Annotated in this window: 11 protein-coding genes; 8 read left to right on the plus strand and 3 right to left on the minus strand. The window is 43.4% G+C overall.

Features of this window, described 5'->3' with window-relative positions:
• Window positions 1–58 precede the first annotated feature (58 nt).
• The 8 genes from BMX50_RS18435 (at window position 59) to BMX50_RS34595 (ending at window position 14,434) form a co-directional block, all read left to right on the plus strand.
• Window positions 59–637, plus strand: coding sequence for an RNA polymerase sigma-70 factor (locus tag BMX50_RS18435; protein ID WP_091212021.1), 579 nt, complete (start codon window positions 59–61; stop codon window positions 635–637).
• A 77-nt stretch (window positions 638–714) separates the two neighbouring features.
• A complete protein-coding gene (locus tag BMX50_RS18440; protein WP_091212022.1) occupies window positions 715–1,740 on the plus strand; it encodes a FecR family protein in 1,026 nt (341 codons plus the stop codon).
• 233 nt (window positions 1,741–1,973) lie between these two features.
• Window positions 1,974–5,288 (plus strand): SusC/RagA family TonB-linked outer membrane protein, encoded by a 3,315-nt coding sequence (locus BMX50_RS18445; RefSeq protein WP_167668003.1) that lies wholly within the window; start codon window positions 1,974–1,976, stop codon window positions 5,286–5,288.
• Between the two features lie 24 nt (window positions 5,289–5,312).
• Complete coding sequence (locus tag BMX50_RS18450) at window positions 5,313–7,010, plus strand: RagB/SusD family nutrient uptake outer membrane protein (protein WP_091212024.1); 1,698 nt, start codon at window positions 5,313–5,315, stop codon at window positions 7,008–7,010.
• Between the two features lie 86 nt (window positions 7,011–7,096).
• Window positions 7,097–8,608: a glycoside hydrolase family 28 protein gene (locus BMX50_RS18455; RefSeq protein WP_091212025.1), complete on the plus strand. Its 1,512-nt coding sequence runs from the start codon at window positions 7,097–7,099 to the stop codon at window positions 8,606–8,608.
• Between the two features lie 17 nt (window positions 8,609–8,625).
• Window positions 8,626–10,905, plus strand: coding sequence for a GH92 family glycosyl hydrolase (locus BMX50_RS18460; protein ID WP_091212571.1), 2,280 nt, complete (start codon window positions 8,626–8,628; stop codon window positions 10,903–10,905).
• A 9-nt stretch (window positions 10,906–10,914) separates the two neighbouring features.
• Window positions 10,915–12,357 (plus strand): glycoside hydrolase family 28 protein, encoded by a 1,443-nt coding sequence (locus BMX50_RS18465; protein WP_091212026.1) that lies wholly within the window; start codon window positions 10,915–10,917, stop codon window positions 12,355–12,357.
• A 4-nt stretch (window positions 12,358–12,361) separates the two neighbouring features.
• Entirely contained in the window at window positions 12,362–14,434 is a 2,073-nt protein-coding gene (locus BMX50_RS34595) for an alpha-galactosidase (RefSeq protein WP_167668006.1), read from the plus strand.
• Window positions 14,435–14,715: 281 nt separating this feature from the next.
• On the opposite strand, the gene BMX50_RS18475 is transcribed toward BMX50_RS34595, so the two are convergent.
• The 3 genes from BMX50_RS18475 to BMX50_RS18485 form a co-directional block, all read right to left on the minus strand.
• Window positions 14,716–15,654: a zinc-binding dehydrogenase gene (locus tag BMX50_RS18475; protein WP_091212027.1), complete on the minus strand. Its 939-nt coding sequence runs from the start codon at window positions 15,652–15,654 to the stop codon at window positions 14,716–14,718.
• A 98-nt stretch (window positions 15,655–15,752) separates the two neighbouring features.
• Window positions 15,753–16,499 (minus strand): SDR family NAD(P)-dependent oxidoreductase, encoded by a 747-nt coding sequence (locus tag BMX50_RS18480; RefSeq protein WP_091212028.1) that lies wholly within the window; start codon window positions 16,497–16,499, stop codon window positions 15,753–15,755.
• Between the two features lie 84 nt (window positions 16,500–16,583).
• Window positions 16,584–17,486: an AraC family transcriptional regulator gene (locus BMX50_RS18485; protein ID WP_091212029.1), complete on the minus strand. Its 903-nt coding sequence runs from the start codon at window positions 17,484–17,486 to the stop codon at window positions 16,584–16,586.
• Window positions 17,487–17,529 lie beyond the last annotated feature (43 nt).

The raw sequence follows: 17,529 nt of genomic DNA on the forward strand, positions 1-17,529 counted from the left end.
AGGCCTTGCAAACCAATTCCCTGATTTTAATAATTTATAACTGATACCCCTCAAGTTAATGGGTGATAAAGGTAGTTTTACTGACGATGAGCTTGTTTCCTTGCTAAAGGAAGGAAACAGCCCTGCCTTTGAATCGATCTACAACCGGTACTGGGACCGCCTGTTTGATTATACGCATAAACGGCTAAATAACACGGAAATATGCGAGGAAGTGGTACAGGAAATATTTATAAAACTTTGGGAAAAACGGGAGACCTTAGTGCTCACCACCGGGTTGATGAATTATCTGTTTTCGGCCGCCAGATATAGCCTTATTGATCAATATCGCAAACAACTGCTTCAAAATACTTTTATAGCGGCAAGTAAAAATAAACCGGGTGCAGATAACTCCACAGAAGACAACATTTTTGTAAAAGACCTGCAACGGTACCTTGAAGACCTTATAGGTTCGCTGCCCCCAAAATGCCGTAGTGTTTACGAACTAAGCAGGCTCGAATACAAAAGCAACAAGGAAATAGCGGAGATCCTGAATATATCTGAAAAAACGGTAGAAGGGCATCTCACAAAAGCGCTTCAACGCCTTCGTTTGGGGATGGGCGATGTGTTGGTCCTGCTGATTGCTTGTTTGCTGAAATAATTTTTTAAACAGAGCAAGGGTTAGGCCGTATTACTTCGACTTACCATTATAAGCCAGAAATAAATCTTCTTTAAATTATGAATAATGATCAATTGTCAGCACTATTGGATAGGTATTTTAACGGTACCTGTACACCCGAAGAAAAGCAGGCGATAGATGATTGGTTTGAATTGCATAATGACAAGCCCGATTATACAAATACCCTCACTGCTGGTAAAAAAGAAGAGCTGAAAACAAAAATGTTTACGGCCATAGCTGAAGAAACGAACTTCGGCGGTGAAGTGCAAAGTAAACCTGTTATCCGGCCATTGTATAATAACTGGTGGGTAAGGGTGGCAGCCGCTGCGGTTGTTCTGGTATTTGCAAGGTATTTATTTATCAATAAGGAACTGTCACCCGCAAAACTTACTGAAACAGCTGTTGCAAATGTAATAGTTACCAACCGCACCAAAAATATTGTGAAGCAGTTGTTGCCTGATAGCAGCATAGTTTGGCTCAGCCCGCAAGCGAGTATTCGGTATCCCAAAACTTTCCTTAAGTCATCGCGCGACATATCAATGCAGGGCGATTGTTTTTTTGAAGTAACTAAAAACCCGCAACGGCCTTTTATTATCAGCAGTGAACATATCGTAACCAAAGTTTGGGGCACCAGCTTTAGGGTGTTGGATAATAAAGGTCTTGCGTCGGCCGCGGTAACTGTAGTTACCGGTAAAGTTTCGGTGAGTAAAAAAGGAAGTGCGGCTGCAACATCAGGTGCTAAACTTGCTGCCGATGAGGTGCTGCTGCTGCCTAAAGAACAAGCTGTTTATAATAAAAATACAGATGTACTCACAGCGGATAGGCAGGCAGATATCTCTCTCCTTAACATTTATAAGCACATCGATCTTTCTTTTGAAAACGCTAAACTTACCGAGATTGTAAAAGTGTTGAACCGCAAATTTGATGCTGATATAAAAATACAGGATGGGGCTTTGAACAAAGCGGTAATGACCGCCGATCTCACAGATCTGAACCTGCCCGAAGTACTTGAGGTACTTAAAACTTCTATGAATCTTAATTACGAGATCTCCAATGATCTTATCGTCCTTAAAAAAACCAATTAAACAGAAAAAACCAACCAAAGATTATGAAAAAACATTACCCCACATAAAATAACAGTGATTTTCCAATAAGGGTACAAGAGTGCTGTCACACTCCTGTACCTGGATTTTCAAGCCCATGGGATCGCATCAATAAAATTGGTGGTTGGGCTCTTATTATATTTTTTTTCACAAAATACAATCATTTCAAATTTATGAATTTTTGTTTACTTAATTCCCATTTCTGGTACAAGATCATGAGGATTACATTTAGCCAGTTGTTGATCATTATGCTAATGACCGGCCTTAGCTATGCCAGATCTACCTCGGCCCAAACGGTGCTGGATAAAAAGATCAATATAACTGTTGAAGATAAAACCCTGGCAGATGTACTGTCGCTTTTATCTAAGAAGCACCAGGTTCAGTTTGTGTTTAACCAGGATGTTGTTAAAACCAACGATAAGATCTCGGTTAAATTTACTGATCAGAACCTGAAAGATGTACTGGATAAGTTACTTGCCAGGTATAGTATTAACTATGAGGTGTTTAAAGATAAGATCATCCTGATAAACGCGCAGCCTGTTGAAAATGCAGCCGGCACAAAAACGCTGGATCAGGACGTACAGATCAGGGGTAAAGTTGTTGATGAAAAGGATCAGCCATTGATCGGTGTAAGCGTAAGCATCAAAGGGACCACCAAAGGTACCATAACCGATTTAAACGGTAATTTTTCCTTATCGGTAGCAAGTACCAATGATATCCTTGTTTTTAAATATATCGGCTACACAACGCTCGAAACTGCCGCCAGCGGTACGCTGCCGTTAACCATTAAACTGATAGCCGATTCAAAATCACTTAATGAAGTTGTGGTAGTTGGCTATGGTACCAAAAAGAAAAGTGATTTAACCGGAAGTGTAGTGTCCCTCAGCAGCGACGAGATCGTAAAATCAAAGGCCACTAACGCGCAGGAGGCTTTGCAGGGTCGCTTAGCCGGTGTTGATGTTAAACGCTCATCAGGCAAACCGGGTGCTGATATGACAGTGGAGATTAGAGGTGTGAACTCTATTTATGGCAATACCCAGCCCCTTTATGTGGTAGATGGCATACCAGTAGCAAATATCAATGATATCAACCCTTCGGATATCGAGCGTATGGACGTGCTTAAAGATGCCTCTTCTACAGCTATTTTCGGTTCGCGTGGTGCTAATGGGGTAGTTATCGTATCAACCAAAAAAGGTACCCGTGGCCGCACCCGCGTTAATTACGACGCTTATGTTGGTGTGGTTAACGCCTATAACCTGCCTAAAATGATGACCGGTCCCGAGTTTGTAAGCTACGCCCGCGAATTTTATAATACTTTGGGCACCACCGCTTCGCCGCAGATAACTTATACCGATGCCAATATATTTTCGGCTACCGAACAGGCCAATATAGCCTCGGGTAATTATACCAACTGGATCAACCTGATCAAACAGAACGGGATACAAACAAATCATAACCTGTCGATAACAGGGGGAGATGATAAAACCACCTACTTTTTATCAACCGGTTACCAGGATTACCAGGGTGCCATAAAAGTAGAGAATACTAAAAAATACACGCTTAAGGTTGGTATGGATAAAAATGTGACCAACTGGTTTAAGTTCGGCGCATCTATGTATGGTACTTATGCCGATTTTAACCTCGGCAGCGGCGAAGTTTTCAGGAGCGCTTATCGTTTACGTCCAACCGGCAGCGCATACAATGCCGATGGCTCAAAAAGATTTTTCGCTTATGAAACCGAATCTCAGATCACCAATCCTTTGTTCGATCTGGAAAATGATCTGCGGGTAAATCAATACATACGCGTGTTACCTAACCTTTATGCTGAGGTGGGCCTGCTTAAAGGTTTAAAGTTCAGAAGTTCATTTACTCCTGATATCACCTTCCAGCGTTCGGGCACCTACGCCGATACCTATTCTAAAACAGGTGCAGGCACAAAACCTAACAGCGCTACAAATGGCGATAACCATATATTTAATTATACCCTTGATAATCTCCTGATATATAACAAGGAAATTGGCGAACATAAATTCGATTTTACTTTAGGTAACTCGTTGAATTATTATCAAACCGATAATAGTCTGATCTCTGTTTCCGGTTTGCCTTATCGTTCGTTATGGTATAACGTAGGTAGTGCAACCGCTATAACCATCAATGGCAGTACCATACAGCCATCAACTACAGTATCCAGCAATTATACCAAGCAAAACATCAGTTCGTTTTTCTTTAGGGGCAACTATACTTTAAAAAACAGGTACCTGCTTACTGTAACCGGCAGGGCAGATGGTAACTCCATATTTGCCGACGGCCATAAATGGGGATTTTTCCCTTCGGCGGCACTGGGCTGGATTGCCAGTGAAGAAACCTTTTTGAAAAAGGTAACATTCATCGACTTTTTAAAAGTGAAATTTAGTTTCGGTAAGTCGGGTAATGCCGCCTTAAATGGTAACTATTTTTATCCTTATGTAACACAATCAAGTGTGGCTACCAGCTATTATGATTTCAATGGCTCAACCGCCAATGGCTCAACTGTAGTGGCTTTAGCCAACAAAGACCTCACCTGGGAAAAAACAACCGAATATAATGCTGGCCTTGAACTGAATGTTTTGAAAAACAGGATAGGGCTAACGTTTGATTATTATAACAAAACGGCCAAAGGAACTCTCCTGCCACAACAGATCCCTGCCGCAAACGGGTACACTACGGTGGTAGCCAACATCGGCTCGATCAGGAACAGCGGTATTGAAGTAGGCCTGAATACCACAAACATCAAATCAACTGATTTTACCTGGACAACCAATATCAATTACTCTAAAAACAAAAACCAGATTCTTGATCTGTTTGGGAATGGGGCAAATGATGTAGGTAACGCCCGGTTTATTGGTCAAAAGGCGCGTGTAATTTATAATTACAAAGTAATTGGTGTATGGCAAACCAGCGAGGCTGCCCAGGCGGCGGTTTACGGCCAAAAACCTGGCCAATATAAAATTCAGGATGTTAACGGCGATAATAAGATCAACGCAGATGACAGGCAAATTTTAGGCAGCGATATCCCTGACTGGTTTGGCGGTATTACAAATACATTCACTTATAAGAATTTTGATCTTGGCGCTACGGTTTATACCCGTCAGGGTACCGTGCAGCAAAGTACGTTTCTTGATCTGTTCATGAACGGCGATCAGGGCCGCGCGAGGTTTAATGCCTACCAGCGTAATTATTGGACACCTACCAACCCAAGCAATACATGGGCAAACAACGCTATTGAAACAGATGCTACCCGCAGAACGTCTGCCACTTATCAAAATTCATCATATACTAAAATCAGCAATATTACCTTAGGTTATACACTGTCAAAAGAAGCCGCCTCTAAAATCAAGCTGAATAATTTAAGGGTTTACCTCACAGCTTACAATCCTTTTGTGTTTACCAAATTTATTGGATGGGACCCCGAAACCGCTGATCTGAACTCTTTCGGTCTGCAGGATTTTCGCACCCGCACATTCATACTTGGTGTAAACGTAACCTTATAATTTAGATTTTATAAAATATTGTATATGAAAAAGTTAAGAAATATTATTCCTTTAATGCTGATCGCTGTGATGGCTTTTGGCGTTACCGGATGTAAGAAATATATCGAAGAATCAAACCTCGGTGGTCAAACCGATGAAACCTACTACGTAACCAAAGCGGGTTTTGAAGATCTGGCTAAATCAAATTATTCAAATTTGAGGTATATAGTCAGTAATAACGCACTGTACACGTTAGGTACCGATATTTATACATCATACGGCATTACCGATGTTAATGCCTTAAATATTTACAACGTATCATTAAATTCATCCATTGCCGATGTGGATAGCTTTTGGAAACAATTGTATTATTCAATAGGTACAGCAAATACCACATTGTATTGGGCAACAAAGGTGCAGGGAATGGATGCTACTGCCTTAAATACCCGCGTCGGTGAGTCGAAGGCCTTAAGGGCATATTATTACTTCCTGCTTGCCGAAACGTTTGGTGATGTGCCACTGGTTTTAACACGTTCAACATCGGCCAGTGTATCATTTAGCCGTGCGCCCGAAAAGGATGTTTATACACAGATCATTACCGATTTAACAGATGCTATAGCCGTGTTGCCGGCCACCACAACCGATTTTGGGCGCGTTACCAAAGGTTTTGCGCAGCATCTGTTATCAAAGGTTTATTTAACACGCGGCTATAAAACTTATGCCGCAAGTACCGATTTTTCGCAGGCGGCAACTACGGCCGAAGCCCTGATCAATTCGGGTACCTATTCGCTCAAGTCATCTTATTCATCTTTGTTCGATCCAACGGTGGCCAACTTCCAGGTTAATTCAGAAGTAATATTTTCTGTTCAGTACAGCACCAATGCAGCTACTAACCAGGTTTACTACCTGGGCAAAGTACAGGCAACGGCTGTTACAGGTAATAACCTTCACCAGAATTTTCTGTGGGATACCCAAGGTTTAAGTGTTATTGGCAGGAGCTCGCTCTACAATAAACCCAACTACGTGTCGGTACCTGATCCATACTTTTTTACCCTGTTTGATAAAGCGAGGGACAGCAGGTATGGGGCAACTGTTTGGAACGCTTTGATAGCTCAATCGGCAGGAACAGTTTCCGGGCGTACCTTTGCAGTGGGCGATACGGTTATTTATTACCCCGATGCGGCTTTTACGGCAGAGCAAAAGGCTGCTAAAAAGTATTTTGTATTCAACCCCGACGAGTACCATTCATCTCCGTTTTCGGGAACAACACGTACCTATCCGCAGTTTAAAAAATTCAGGGAACTTAACCTTACGTTTGCCGATTATGCAGGTACGAGGGATACTTACGTATTCAGATTGGCCGAAACATACCTGATAGCCGCCGAAGCCGAACTGAAGGCAGGCAATACCGCGAAGGCCTTACAGCTTTATAATACTATACGCACACGTGCAGCTATAACCGGTGTTAACCCGGCAACAGGTGTATCATATGCTACAGAAATGCAGGTAACCAGCTTATCTATCGATGATATACTTGATGAGCGGGCCCGGGAACTGGCCGGGGAAGAGTTCAGGTGGTTCGAATTGAAGCGCACAGGCAAGCTTATTTCACGTACACTGGCACACAATGAAGAAGCCGCCGCCGCTAATAATTTAAAAGAAACTTTCCTGCTCAGACCAGTTCCTCAATCGCAGATCGATCTTAACCGCGGGGCTTCCTTCCCGCAAAACCCCGGGTATTAAATTGGTTCTACAGAAATCCGGCCGCGAAAAGTGCGGCCGGATTATTCTTGCTGCCATTTTTATATTACATCTACTAAAAGCTAATAATGAAAAAACAGTTATATACGTTGATCCTTGTTTTTAGCGGCCTTACCTGCTTTGCTCAAAAGGATTACAACATCTTGCGCTATGGTGCAAAAATGGGCCTCAATTACAATAATGCCGCTGCTATTCAAAAAACTATCGACGCGGCTGCCAAAAAAGGCGGACGGGTTGTTATTCCGGCAGGTTATTTTATAACGGGGCCTATAAAGTTAAAAAGCGGCGTGGAGCTGCATTTTAATAACGATGCCATACTTTTAGGCAGCACCAAACGCCTCGACTACGCAGAAAACGGCGAGCCGCTGATCTCGGCTATCAATCAGCAAAATGTAGCTATTACCGGCAACGGTGTTATAGATGGCCAGGGCAGGGACCTGGTTGAAAACGTACTGTTGCTGCTGCGCCAGGGTAAAATGCATGATAAGGAATGGCTGTTGAAGCGCCCCGGGGAAAAAAGCCGGCCGATGATCGTGCTGTTCAAAAGTTGCAAACGGGTAAAAGTGAATAACATCACTATTAAAAATTCCGCAGCATGGGTGCAAAGTTATAACGACTGTGATGGCGTATCTATCGACAGTATGAAGGTGCAAAGCACGGCTTATTGGAATAATGACGGTATTGATATTGTCGACTCAAAAAATGTTAAAATAACCAACAGCTATTTTAACGCCGCCGACGATGCTATCTGCCTGAAATCGGAAACGGCCGGGAAAAGTTGCGAAAACATAACTGTTGAAAATTGTACACTTCGGTCAAGTGCCAGTGGTTTCAAACTCGGTACCGGGTCTGTTGGAGGATTTAAAAATATCAATGTTAAAAACCTGGTTGTTTTTGATACCTACCGCTCGGCCGTAGCCCTCGAAACCGTAGACGGCGCTTTTTTATCAGACATTAATATCAGTCATGTTACAGGTAAAAATGTAGGTAACGCCATCTTTATCCGTTTAGGGCATCGTAACAAGGACGAACGCTACAGTACCATAAACAATGTAGTTATTGATGATTTGAAAGCTGATGTGCCCAATGCAAAACCTGATATAGGTTACCCTGTTGAAGGGCCTGCACCTAAAGTAGCACCGCATAACCTGGTTCCCTCATCAATAGTAGGCTTGCCCGGCCACCCGGTTCAAAATATAATCTTAAAAAATATTGAGATCACATATGGCGGCGGGGCGAAAAAGGAAATAGCCTTTATCTGTACCGATTCGCTGGCAAATGTAACCGAAAACCCAGCCGGTTATCCCGAATTTACTATGTTTGGCGAGCTTCCTTCCTGGGGTTTGTATACGAGGCATGCATCGGGCATAAGCATCAGTAATTTTAAAATTAAGTTACAGCAGGAAGATTTTCGCCCGGCACTGGTTTTTGATGACGTTAATGGTTTAAACCTCAAAATGATCGAAGTACCGCCATCAGCGGCATTGCCCGTTATTGTTTATAAGGAGGTTACAAAGTTAACCACCGACGGGCTGGCAATTCCTTCGGGGGGTAACGCTATCGAAACTAAAAGCAAATGATCTGTTCGGAGCCGTTAATGAATATCAAATCAAAATATAAAATATTCGCGTTTGTCTTAATGCTGTATTGCTACAGTGCTTACGCGCAAAATGTGGTTAAATATGTGCAACCAATGGCTGGCAGCGGCGCGGCAACCACGCCGGCGGCACTGAAGCACGGTGCCGGCACTGAGTTGTTTGCCAATACCATACCCGCTGTTACCACGCCCTTTGCCATGACACAGTGGAGCCCGCAAACACAGGCATCAGAAAATAAATGTATTGCACCTTATAGGTATAGCGACGAATATTTCAGCGGTATCCGGGCAACACATTGGCTAAGCGGTTCCTGTACCCATGATTATGGCAGTTTTACCATCATGCCCGTAAGCGGGAAACTAAAAACGCACGATTATGCGGTAAAACTTAAACATAGTGATGAACAATCCTCTCCATATCTCTACAGCATTAATTTAATTAATATAGAAGCTTCGGTAACTTCAACACCCCGTTGTGCTATCCTAAAGTTTACGGCCCTGAAAACGGATAGTGTTTACCTGCTGATAACTCCTAACAGCGATTACAACCAGGGCTTTATTAAGGTAGATGCTTCCCGCGGTGAGGTACAGGCCTATAACCCCGTTCACCGGATTTACCAGGGATGGGGGAAGGAGGCCGGTTTTAAGGGCTACATGGTGGCTAAAATTGAGCCACCTATACGTACCCACGGTACATTTGCAGGCGATACTGTTTACGGCGACCCTGCGATAAGCAATAAAAAGGGAATAGGCGCTTATATCGGTTTTAAGCTAAAGGCAGGCGAAAGTATCAGTCTTAAGATAGGTACCTCATTCAGTAGTTTGGAGGGCGCACGCAAAAACCTCGAAGCCGAATTGCCGGATTGGGATTTTGATGCTACTGTTGCTAAAAGCAAAGCTGTTTGGGAAAAAGCGCTATCTCAAATTAACCTGCAAACAGCTGTTGAAAAAGACAAGCGCGTATTTTATACATCATTTTACCATGCTATGCAGCAGCCGCGTTTATACAACGATGTGGATGGCTCATACCCTCAATTTGCTTCCGTTAATAAAATCGGCAAGCTTATGGGCGGAAATTATTATGATGATTTTTCATTATGGGATATTTACAGGGCGCAGTTGCCGTGGTTTGAATTGCTTAAACCCTCGCTGATCAATGATGTAGTAAAATCGATGGTACTTAAAGGGCAGCAAGGGGGATGGTTACCAATATTCCCTTGCTGGAACAGCTACACTTCCGAGATGATAGGCGATCATTGCAGTTCGGTCATAGCATCGGCTTATTTGAAAGGGATAGGCGATTTTAGCGCGCCCGAAGCTTACCGGCTCATAAGGCAAAACGCTTTTGATACGCCGGCAAACCGTGCAGATTACGTGGAGGGAAAAGGTCGCCGGGCACTGGATACTTATCTGAAATACCATTATATACCAGTAGAGGATAGCGTACCTGATGCCTTTCATAAAAAAGAGCAGGTGAGCCGCACGCTGGAGTATGCATATGATGATTACGCCGCGGCTATGATGGCCAAAAAAACGGGTAAAATAGCCGATCACAATATACTGATTAAAAGAGCTGCTTATTACCAGAACGTATTTGACAAAAATACCGGTATGGTAAGGGGCCGCCACGCGGATGGCAGCTGGATAAGCGATTACAGGCCCGATAGCAAAGCTTACTACATAACTGAAGGTACACCAAGGCAATATACCTTTTATGTACCGCAGGATGTGCCCGGTTTGGCAAGGCTTATGGGAGGACCCTCAAAACTGGAATCATCGCTGGATAGCCTTTTTATAAAAAACGAGTACTGGCATGGAAACGAGCCGGGGCACCAGGTACCTTTTATGTATAACTATACATCGGCACCATGGAAAACCCAAAAAGTTGTGCGTGAGATATTGGCAACGGAATACGGTGACGGGCCGGGCGGTTTAAGCGGCAACGATGATGCTGGTCAGATGTCGGCGTGGTATATGTTCGCCTCGGTAGGTTTATACCCGCTGAACCCCGTATCAGGCGAATACCTGATCAGCTCGCCAATTTTCGACCATGTTTCAGTTCGATTGGGAAACGGTAAAGTTTTTCAGATCGCCGCACATAAAAAAACCAGGAACTCACAATACATCTACTTGGTTAAATGGAACGGGAAAATTATCGGCAAAAATTACATCACATACAAAAATATTGTAAAAGGCGGCCGGCTGGATGTTTACCTTCAGGATAAGCCCGACCTGGCCTGGGGAGCAAATTCTGCCATGCAACCCAAAGGGATTAATTAATACTACAACATGAAAAAAATATTGACCATAGTTTTGGCATGTATCAGCCTGTTTGCTAATGCCGGTCAAAAAGAATACAATATTCTGGATTATGGTGCTATTGGCAACGGTAAAACTGATGATGCCAAAGCCATACAGATGGCGATAGATGCCGCTTCAGATAAGGGTGGCGGACGTGTTATTATACCCTCTGGTCATACTTTTTTATGCAGCCCCTTCAACCTTAGGTCAAATATACAATTTGAGGTAGAGGTAAATGCCGTACTGCTGGCCAATCCTGATGAAAGTGTTTACACTGAAAGCGCTTTTCGGGACAATAAAGGCGAAGGCACAATTTGGATAGGCGGCGAAAAACTGGTAAATGTAACCATTTGCGGAGGCGGTACAATTGACGGCAATGGTATTTCATTTATGGGTAAGGAGCTTGACGATGCCTATGAGCTTAAACCGTTTAATATTATCGATCCGCGGCCGCACCTGCTAACCATTGTTGGCGGTCAAAACATTCGTATCCGCGACCTCACCATTAAAAATTCGGCTTACTGGACCGTGCATTTGGTTGGCTGCAATGATGTTGCTATAGATAATTTGACTTTGCTTAACAGCTTGAAAGTACGCAACAGTGATGGTATCGATCTTGACCACAGCCAAAATGTGCGGATAAGTAATTGTTACATCGAATCGGGTGATGATTGCATCTGTTTGAAAAATAGGCGCGAGTACGCGGATTTTGGGCCCTGCGAAAATATTGTGGTAAGCAACTGCACCATGACATCCCGCTCATGCGCAATTAAAATAGGATCTGAAAATGTAGACAGGATAAGCCATGTGCTTATCAATAACTGCATCATTAAAAACAGCAACCGTGGCATCGGCATCCAAAACCGGGATGAAGGAACGGTGAGCGATATTGTTTTTTCGAATATAATGATCAGTGCTCACCTTTTTTCGGATACCTGGTGGGGCAAGGCCGAGCCCATTTATGTAACCGCATATCGCAGGGCCAAAACGGGCAACAAGGATGCAGGATGGCGCTTTGCCAAAGGCCAAGCCGAAGGCAGGGTAGGTGAGGTACGCAATATTTATTTCAGCAACATCAAGTGTGTTAGTGAAAATGGTATCTATGTAGGAGGAGAAACACCAGATAAGGTTTTGGGGATAACTTTTGACCAGGTTGATGTGATGATCGATAAAACCACAAACATTCCCGGTGGAGTATATGACCGCAGGCCGGCACAGGTTGAAGGTTTACTAAAACGACAAACATCTGCATTTTACCTCGACCAGTCAAAAAACATCAGCATCAGAAATTGCTCGGCAAATTGGAGCAATACCCGGCCCGCCTATTTTGCCCACGTGTTGGAAAGTCACGCCGTGGTGCAGCTTACTATAAATAACCTGACCGGAGATTCAGCATTTCCGGGTAAAATTAAAGCTATACAAAAATATTAATATCATGTTTAAAACCATCCGCGTTATAGTTGTACTGTTGTTGTTTATTTGTATAAATGCGAGGGCGCAAAAGAAAGCATATCTTTTCAGCTACTTTGAAAATAACGGGGAAGATGGGTTACACCTTGCCTATAGCCTTGATGGCTTAAAGTGGCAGTCGCTCAATAATGACAGCGCTGTTTTAAAACCTATGGTAGCGAAAGATAAACTGATGCGCGACCCATGCATTATCAAGGGTGCGGACGGCTTGTTCCATATGGTTTGGACGGTAAGCTGGAAAGACCGTGGGATAGGGTATGCTTCATCGCCCGACCTGATCCATTGGTCGGTGCAACAGTTTATACCGGTTATGCAAAAAGACCCCGCTGCCCTTAACTGCTGGGCACCGGAAATTACTTACGATCCGGATACAAAAAATTACATGCTTTATTGGGCTACAACCATTCCCGGCAGGTTTCCTGAAACCGAGGAAGCCGGAGAAAAGAACCACAGGATCTACTACACTACAACCCGCGATTTTAGAACTTACAGCGAAACGCGATTGCTGTATGATCAGGGTTTTAATGTTATTGATGCCTCGATACAAAAAGCAGGAAAGCAGTATGTTATGTTCCTGAAAAATGAAACCAAAAAACCTGTTGCCGAGAAAAATATCAGGTTGGCATTCAGCGATAAATTAACCGGCGGATACGGTAAGGCATCAGCACCAATAACAGGTAATTACTGGGCCGAAGGACCAACCGCTATTAAAATAGGCAATAAATGGACGGTTTATTTTGATAAGTATATGGATCACCACTACGGAGCGGTACAGTCGGCAGATTTGAAAAACTGGACAGATATTTCTGACCAATTAACCATGCCAAAAGGCATCAGACACGGTACAGTGTTGACCATCACCCAACAGGAATTGCGTAAGCTGACCGATTATTTTCAAACGCCGTTTACATTGAATAATCAACTGGCATTAACCCCGCCCATGGGCTGGAGCAGTTGGAATACCTTCAAAAAAGAACCATCCGAAAATGTTATTAAAGAAATAGCCGATGCCATGGTTGCTAAAGGTTTAAAAGCAGCCGGTTATGAATACGTAAATATTGATGATTTCTGGAGCACCGGCAGGGATTCCCTGGGTAATATAATGGTTGATACCGTGAAATTTCCACACGGCATGAAAGCCCTTGCCGATTACATTCATAGTAAAGGATTAAAAGCGGGCATCTACACCAATATAGGCACTAAGGCCAATTACGCCACTTTAGCCAGCGGAGGCTTTTATGCGCAGGATATGAAAACTTTTGCCGATTGGGGATATGAATATGTAAAAGTTGATGTAAATTTTGCACCTGTGCGTACCGAGGAAGCCTACAAAAATGAGTTTACCAAAGTATCGCAGGCGGTGAAGTACGCGGGCAGGCCAATGGTATTCAGCATTTGTAACCAGGGTGGCCGCGATTACTGGAACTGGGCACCTGCTTTGGGTAATACCTGGCGTGTTGGCGGTGATATAGATCATTCGCCCAAAGAAACGAAAAGCCAGTGGGAAGGCGTAAATTACGAGCTGGACCTATCTTCAAAACATACCGATATTGCCGGTCCCGGGCATTGGAACGACGCAGATATGATGTTGGTTGGCGTTGGTGACGATGGCGGCCGGCTCAAGGTGATGAACGCAGAAGAACAAAAAGCGCATTTCAGCATGTGGTGCATGATAGCTTCGCCGCTAATTATGGGGAACGATATCCGCCGCCTGTCTCCCGAAGCTTCGGCTATACTTACCAATAGGGAAGCAATTGCTGTTAACCAGGATGTTTTAGGTAAACAAGGAAAACTTGTTGCCGAACTCCAGCCCGGGTTACAGGTTTGGTTAAAGCCGCTTGCTCATCACAAATTCGCGATAGCGCTGTTTAACCGTACCGGGGCAGCCGCCTCAATAACATGCGATTTTAAAAAAGCGGGCTTGCCGTCAAGATTGAAACTCAGGGATATCTGGCAGCATAAGCCGCTTGGCGAATTTAACGGAGCGTATGCTGGATCTTTACCATCACATGGGGTTCAAATGCTTTTGGCCAAATAAATTTTGTTGTGCTGGTTTACAAAACCAATTTGTTTGTCTGATAGGTATTCAGTCTTAACAATTCTATTACCGGTAACGCCACGTAAGCGTTACACGATAATCTGTTAAATTGCAGAGGCGGCGGTTTGGGTTATTCCATCGCCTCGCAACAATGATGCTTGCAGCAACCTGTTTCATAGGGGTATTGAAACAATCTCTGCTACCCGCTAAAAAAATGTCGTGCTCACGCGGGAGATCATGCGTGAGAGCAACGCAACACCCTTTAATTTATTCTGTAGCAACTATTCATAAATGGCAACAAAACGACCATTAACACCGCCTTTTTTGAGCTGATCAAGGCTGTCAGGAATTTTATCAAAGGAAATTTTAATGATATTTGATTTGATATTACCCGAAGCCATTAATTTTAGCACTTCTTCGGCTTCATGTTTCTCGCCGTTTGAAGCGCCTACATATGTGATCTCTTTCATGGTTACTTTTTGCGCCGAAATGGTGGCCATCTCTTTTGCCAAACCGATCTGAACAACACGGCCTCTTGGTTTGATCGCGTCGATCGCCGAAGCTGTGGTAGTTCCAAAACCTGCAAAATCGATGATAACATCTAAACCAACCTGCTCAAAATCACGAATATCTGCAGAGATACCCTTGATGCCGGTGGCTTTTGCTTCATCCCATGTTTTCGTGTTAACTTCAGCAACGTATACTTCGGCCCCTAATTCTTTGGCTATCTGCACACCTAATGAACCTAATCCTCCGTAACCTATAATGCCAACATTCATGCCCTTTTGCACCAGGCCAGTTGTAACAACGGCTCTGTAAGCAGTTCTTGCAGCATCCATTGCCGGGGCGGCCTGTTCAAAGGGGACTTCGTCGGGCACATGTACACATTGATTGGCTAAAACAACCACAGCATCTGCAAAGCCTCCGTTCCGGTAGGTTCCCGGGCCATCAGTTGTCGCCGGTATGCCCACACGTTGGCCAAGCTGAAAATCGCTTACGCCTTCACCAATTTCGGCTACCACACCCGCTATTTCGTGTTCCAAAATGATCGGGATCTCCTTCAATAGCGAGGTAATGGTACCATCCATAAAGCTTACATCGCTGTGGCATAAACCGGCTGCTTTGATATCTACTACAATTTCACCTTTTCCTGCTTTAGGATAGGGTATTTCCACTCTTTCCAGTGGTTCATTTATTCCGTTAAACTGCCACGCTTTCATTTGATGGTTTATTTAATATAAGTAACGTAATTGAATGAAAACAAAATCCAGGTTGGTCGGCCCGGATTTTGTTTTCATTACCCTGACTTGCATATACATTATTGTGCGATCATACCCGCATCGATAACATGCTCAGAACCGGTGATGTAAGATGATTCGTCTGATGCCAGGAACAAAACCAGGTTAGATACTTCTTTAGGCTGAGCTAAACGGCCAAGGGGGATCTGCTGCAGTGCATCGCCGCCGTCTTCGTTGGTAGCTTCAACCATCATAGGGGTATTAATAAATCCTGGGTGCACTGAATTTACCCTGATGTTGTTAGGGCCATATTCAATGGCTGTGGCTTTGGTCATCCCTCTTACAGCAAATTTACTGGCTACGTAAGCCAGGCTGGGAAAACCATAATTGGCAACCATCCCCGCGATTGAAGAAATATTGACAATTGAGCCTATCCCTGCTTTTAGCATAGATGGCAAGGTGGCTTTCATGCCATAAAAAAGGCTGTGCTGGTTAACATTGCATACTTTTTGGTAATCAGCTTCGGTAAGCTCTGCTGTTTTGGCTATCGGCCCTAAAATACCCGCGTTATTGACAAGCACATTGATCGGCCCGAATTTCTCTTCTCCGGCCTTAACCACGGCTGCCCATTGTTCGGCATTGGTTGTATCATGCTTAATAAAAATGGCATTTTCTCCCAGTTCTTTGGCTAAAGCTGCGCCGGCTGCTTCAGATAGGTCAGTTAAAATTACTTTTGCACCTTCTGCTATAAATGTACGGGCATGTGATTCGCCCATGCCGCGGGCAGCACCTGTTATAATGGCTACTTTTCCTTTTAATCGTTCCATAATTCTTATAATTTGATAGATCAAATTTAGACTGGAAGAATAAGCCGGGCAATGTCAGGAAAATGAGTTTACATGTCAGTTTCCTTAGGCATCAGTTAAAGAGGCCGTATGGGTACGATAGTGCATTGGTGAATATCCTGTTCCTTTTTTAAAATACTTGCTAAAAATAAAAGGATCATTAAAATTGAGGTCCCGCGCTATTTCAACAAAACTCAAAAGGGTATAACTTACAAGGTACCTGGCTGCATTGATCACTTTTTTATTAATGAGTTCGGTAGGCGTATGGCCGCTTATTTTTTTTGTTACCATGTATAAATAATTGGTGGTAACGCAAAGTACAGACGCGTAAAACTCAGGTTTTCTGTTTGTTTTGAAATGATCGGCAAGCAGGTGATTAAACCTCGAAAATAGTTCTTCTTCTTTGTTGGTGATCACCTGATAGGCATGGATATATTGGGATACAATATTATCCGTTTCGTAAATAAGCGCAGAGGTCAGGTTTCGGGCAACAAGTTCCCAGCTGGAATTGGAGAGATGGTAAAACAAAGTAAAAATCTCACTAAACAGGTTCCTGATTTTTTTGCGGTCTGCATCATTTAGTTCTATAAGTGTCGGAATCCCCTGACTTAAAAAAGAATGATTCCTTACCGAAAAGATATTTTCATTTAATGATTCAATAAATTTCTTGCTAAATAACACAAATGAGCCGGTAGTGCCTTCAGCAACGTTTGATACCTTCCACAATTGTCCGGGCCGGTAAATCAACAGGGAATTTGGAGTGAGGTTACATAAATCGCCATTGATGTTAATTTCCAGTTGCCCCTGATCTATCAGCCCGAAACAATAATAATCCGGCTTTACAAAATCCACTTCAAATGTTAACGGGATTTCTGTTAAATATAAAAACTCATCAGAGTTGGGCCAATCCAAACCTCGGTAGGCGATAATGTCTTTAATTGAATATTTGAGAACGGAGTGGGTTTTCATAAACGTTTATCTGCACATAATATAAACGTTTAATTACCTGAAA

It is taken from the genome of Mucilaginibacter gossypiicola (genome assembly GCF_900110105.1).
In the GTDB taxonomy this organism is placed as follows: domain Bacteria; phylum Bacteroidota; class Bacteroidia; order Sphingobacteriales; family Sphingobacteriaceae; genus Mucilaginibacter; species Mucilaginibacter gossypiicola.

Coding starts and splice junctions, on each gene's coding strand:
- BMX50_RS18435 (WP_091212021.1), top strand. CDS start 59: ATGGGTGATAAAGGTAGTTTTACTGACGATGAGCTTGTTTCCTTGCTA.
- BMX50_RS18440 (WP_091212022.1), top strand. CDS start 715: ATGAATAATGATCAATTGTCAGCACTATTGGATAGGTATTTTAACGGT.
- BMX50_RS18445 (WP_167668003.1), top strand. CDS start 1,974: ATGAGGATTACATTTAGCCAGTTGTTGATCATTATGCTAATGACCGGC.
- BMX50_RS18450 (WP_091212024.1), top strand. CDS start 5,313: ATGAAAAAGTTAAGAAATATTATTCCTTTAATGCTGATCGCTGTGATG.
- BMX50_RS18455 (WP_091212025.1), top strand. CDS start 7,097: ATGAAAAAACAGTTATATACGTTGATCCTTGTTTTTAGCGGCCTTACC.
- BMX50_RS18460 (WP_091212571.1), top strand. CDS start 8,626: ATGAATATCAAATCAAAATATAAAATATTCGCGTTTGTCTTAATGCTG.
- BMX50_RS18465 (WP_091212026.1), top strand. CDS start 10,915: ATGAAAAAAATATTGACCATAGTTTTGGCATGTATCAGCCTGTTTGCT.
- BMX50_RS34595 (WP_167668006.1), top strand. CDS start 12,362: ATGTTTAAAACCATCCGCGTTATAGTTGTACTGTTGTTGTTTATTTGT.
- BMX50_RS18475 (WP_091212027.1), bottom strand. CDS start 15,654: ATGAAAGCGTGGCAGTTTAACGGAATAAATGAACCACTGGAAAGAGTG.
- BMX50_RS18480 (WP_091212028.1), bottom strand. CDS start 16,499: ATGGAACGATTAAAAGGAAAAGTAGCCATTATAACAGGTGCTGCCCGC.
- BMX50_RS18485 (WP_091212029.1), bottom strand. CDS start 17,486: ATGAAAACCCACTCCGTTCTCAAATATTCAATTAAAGACATTATCGCC.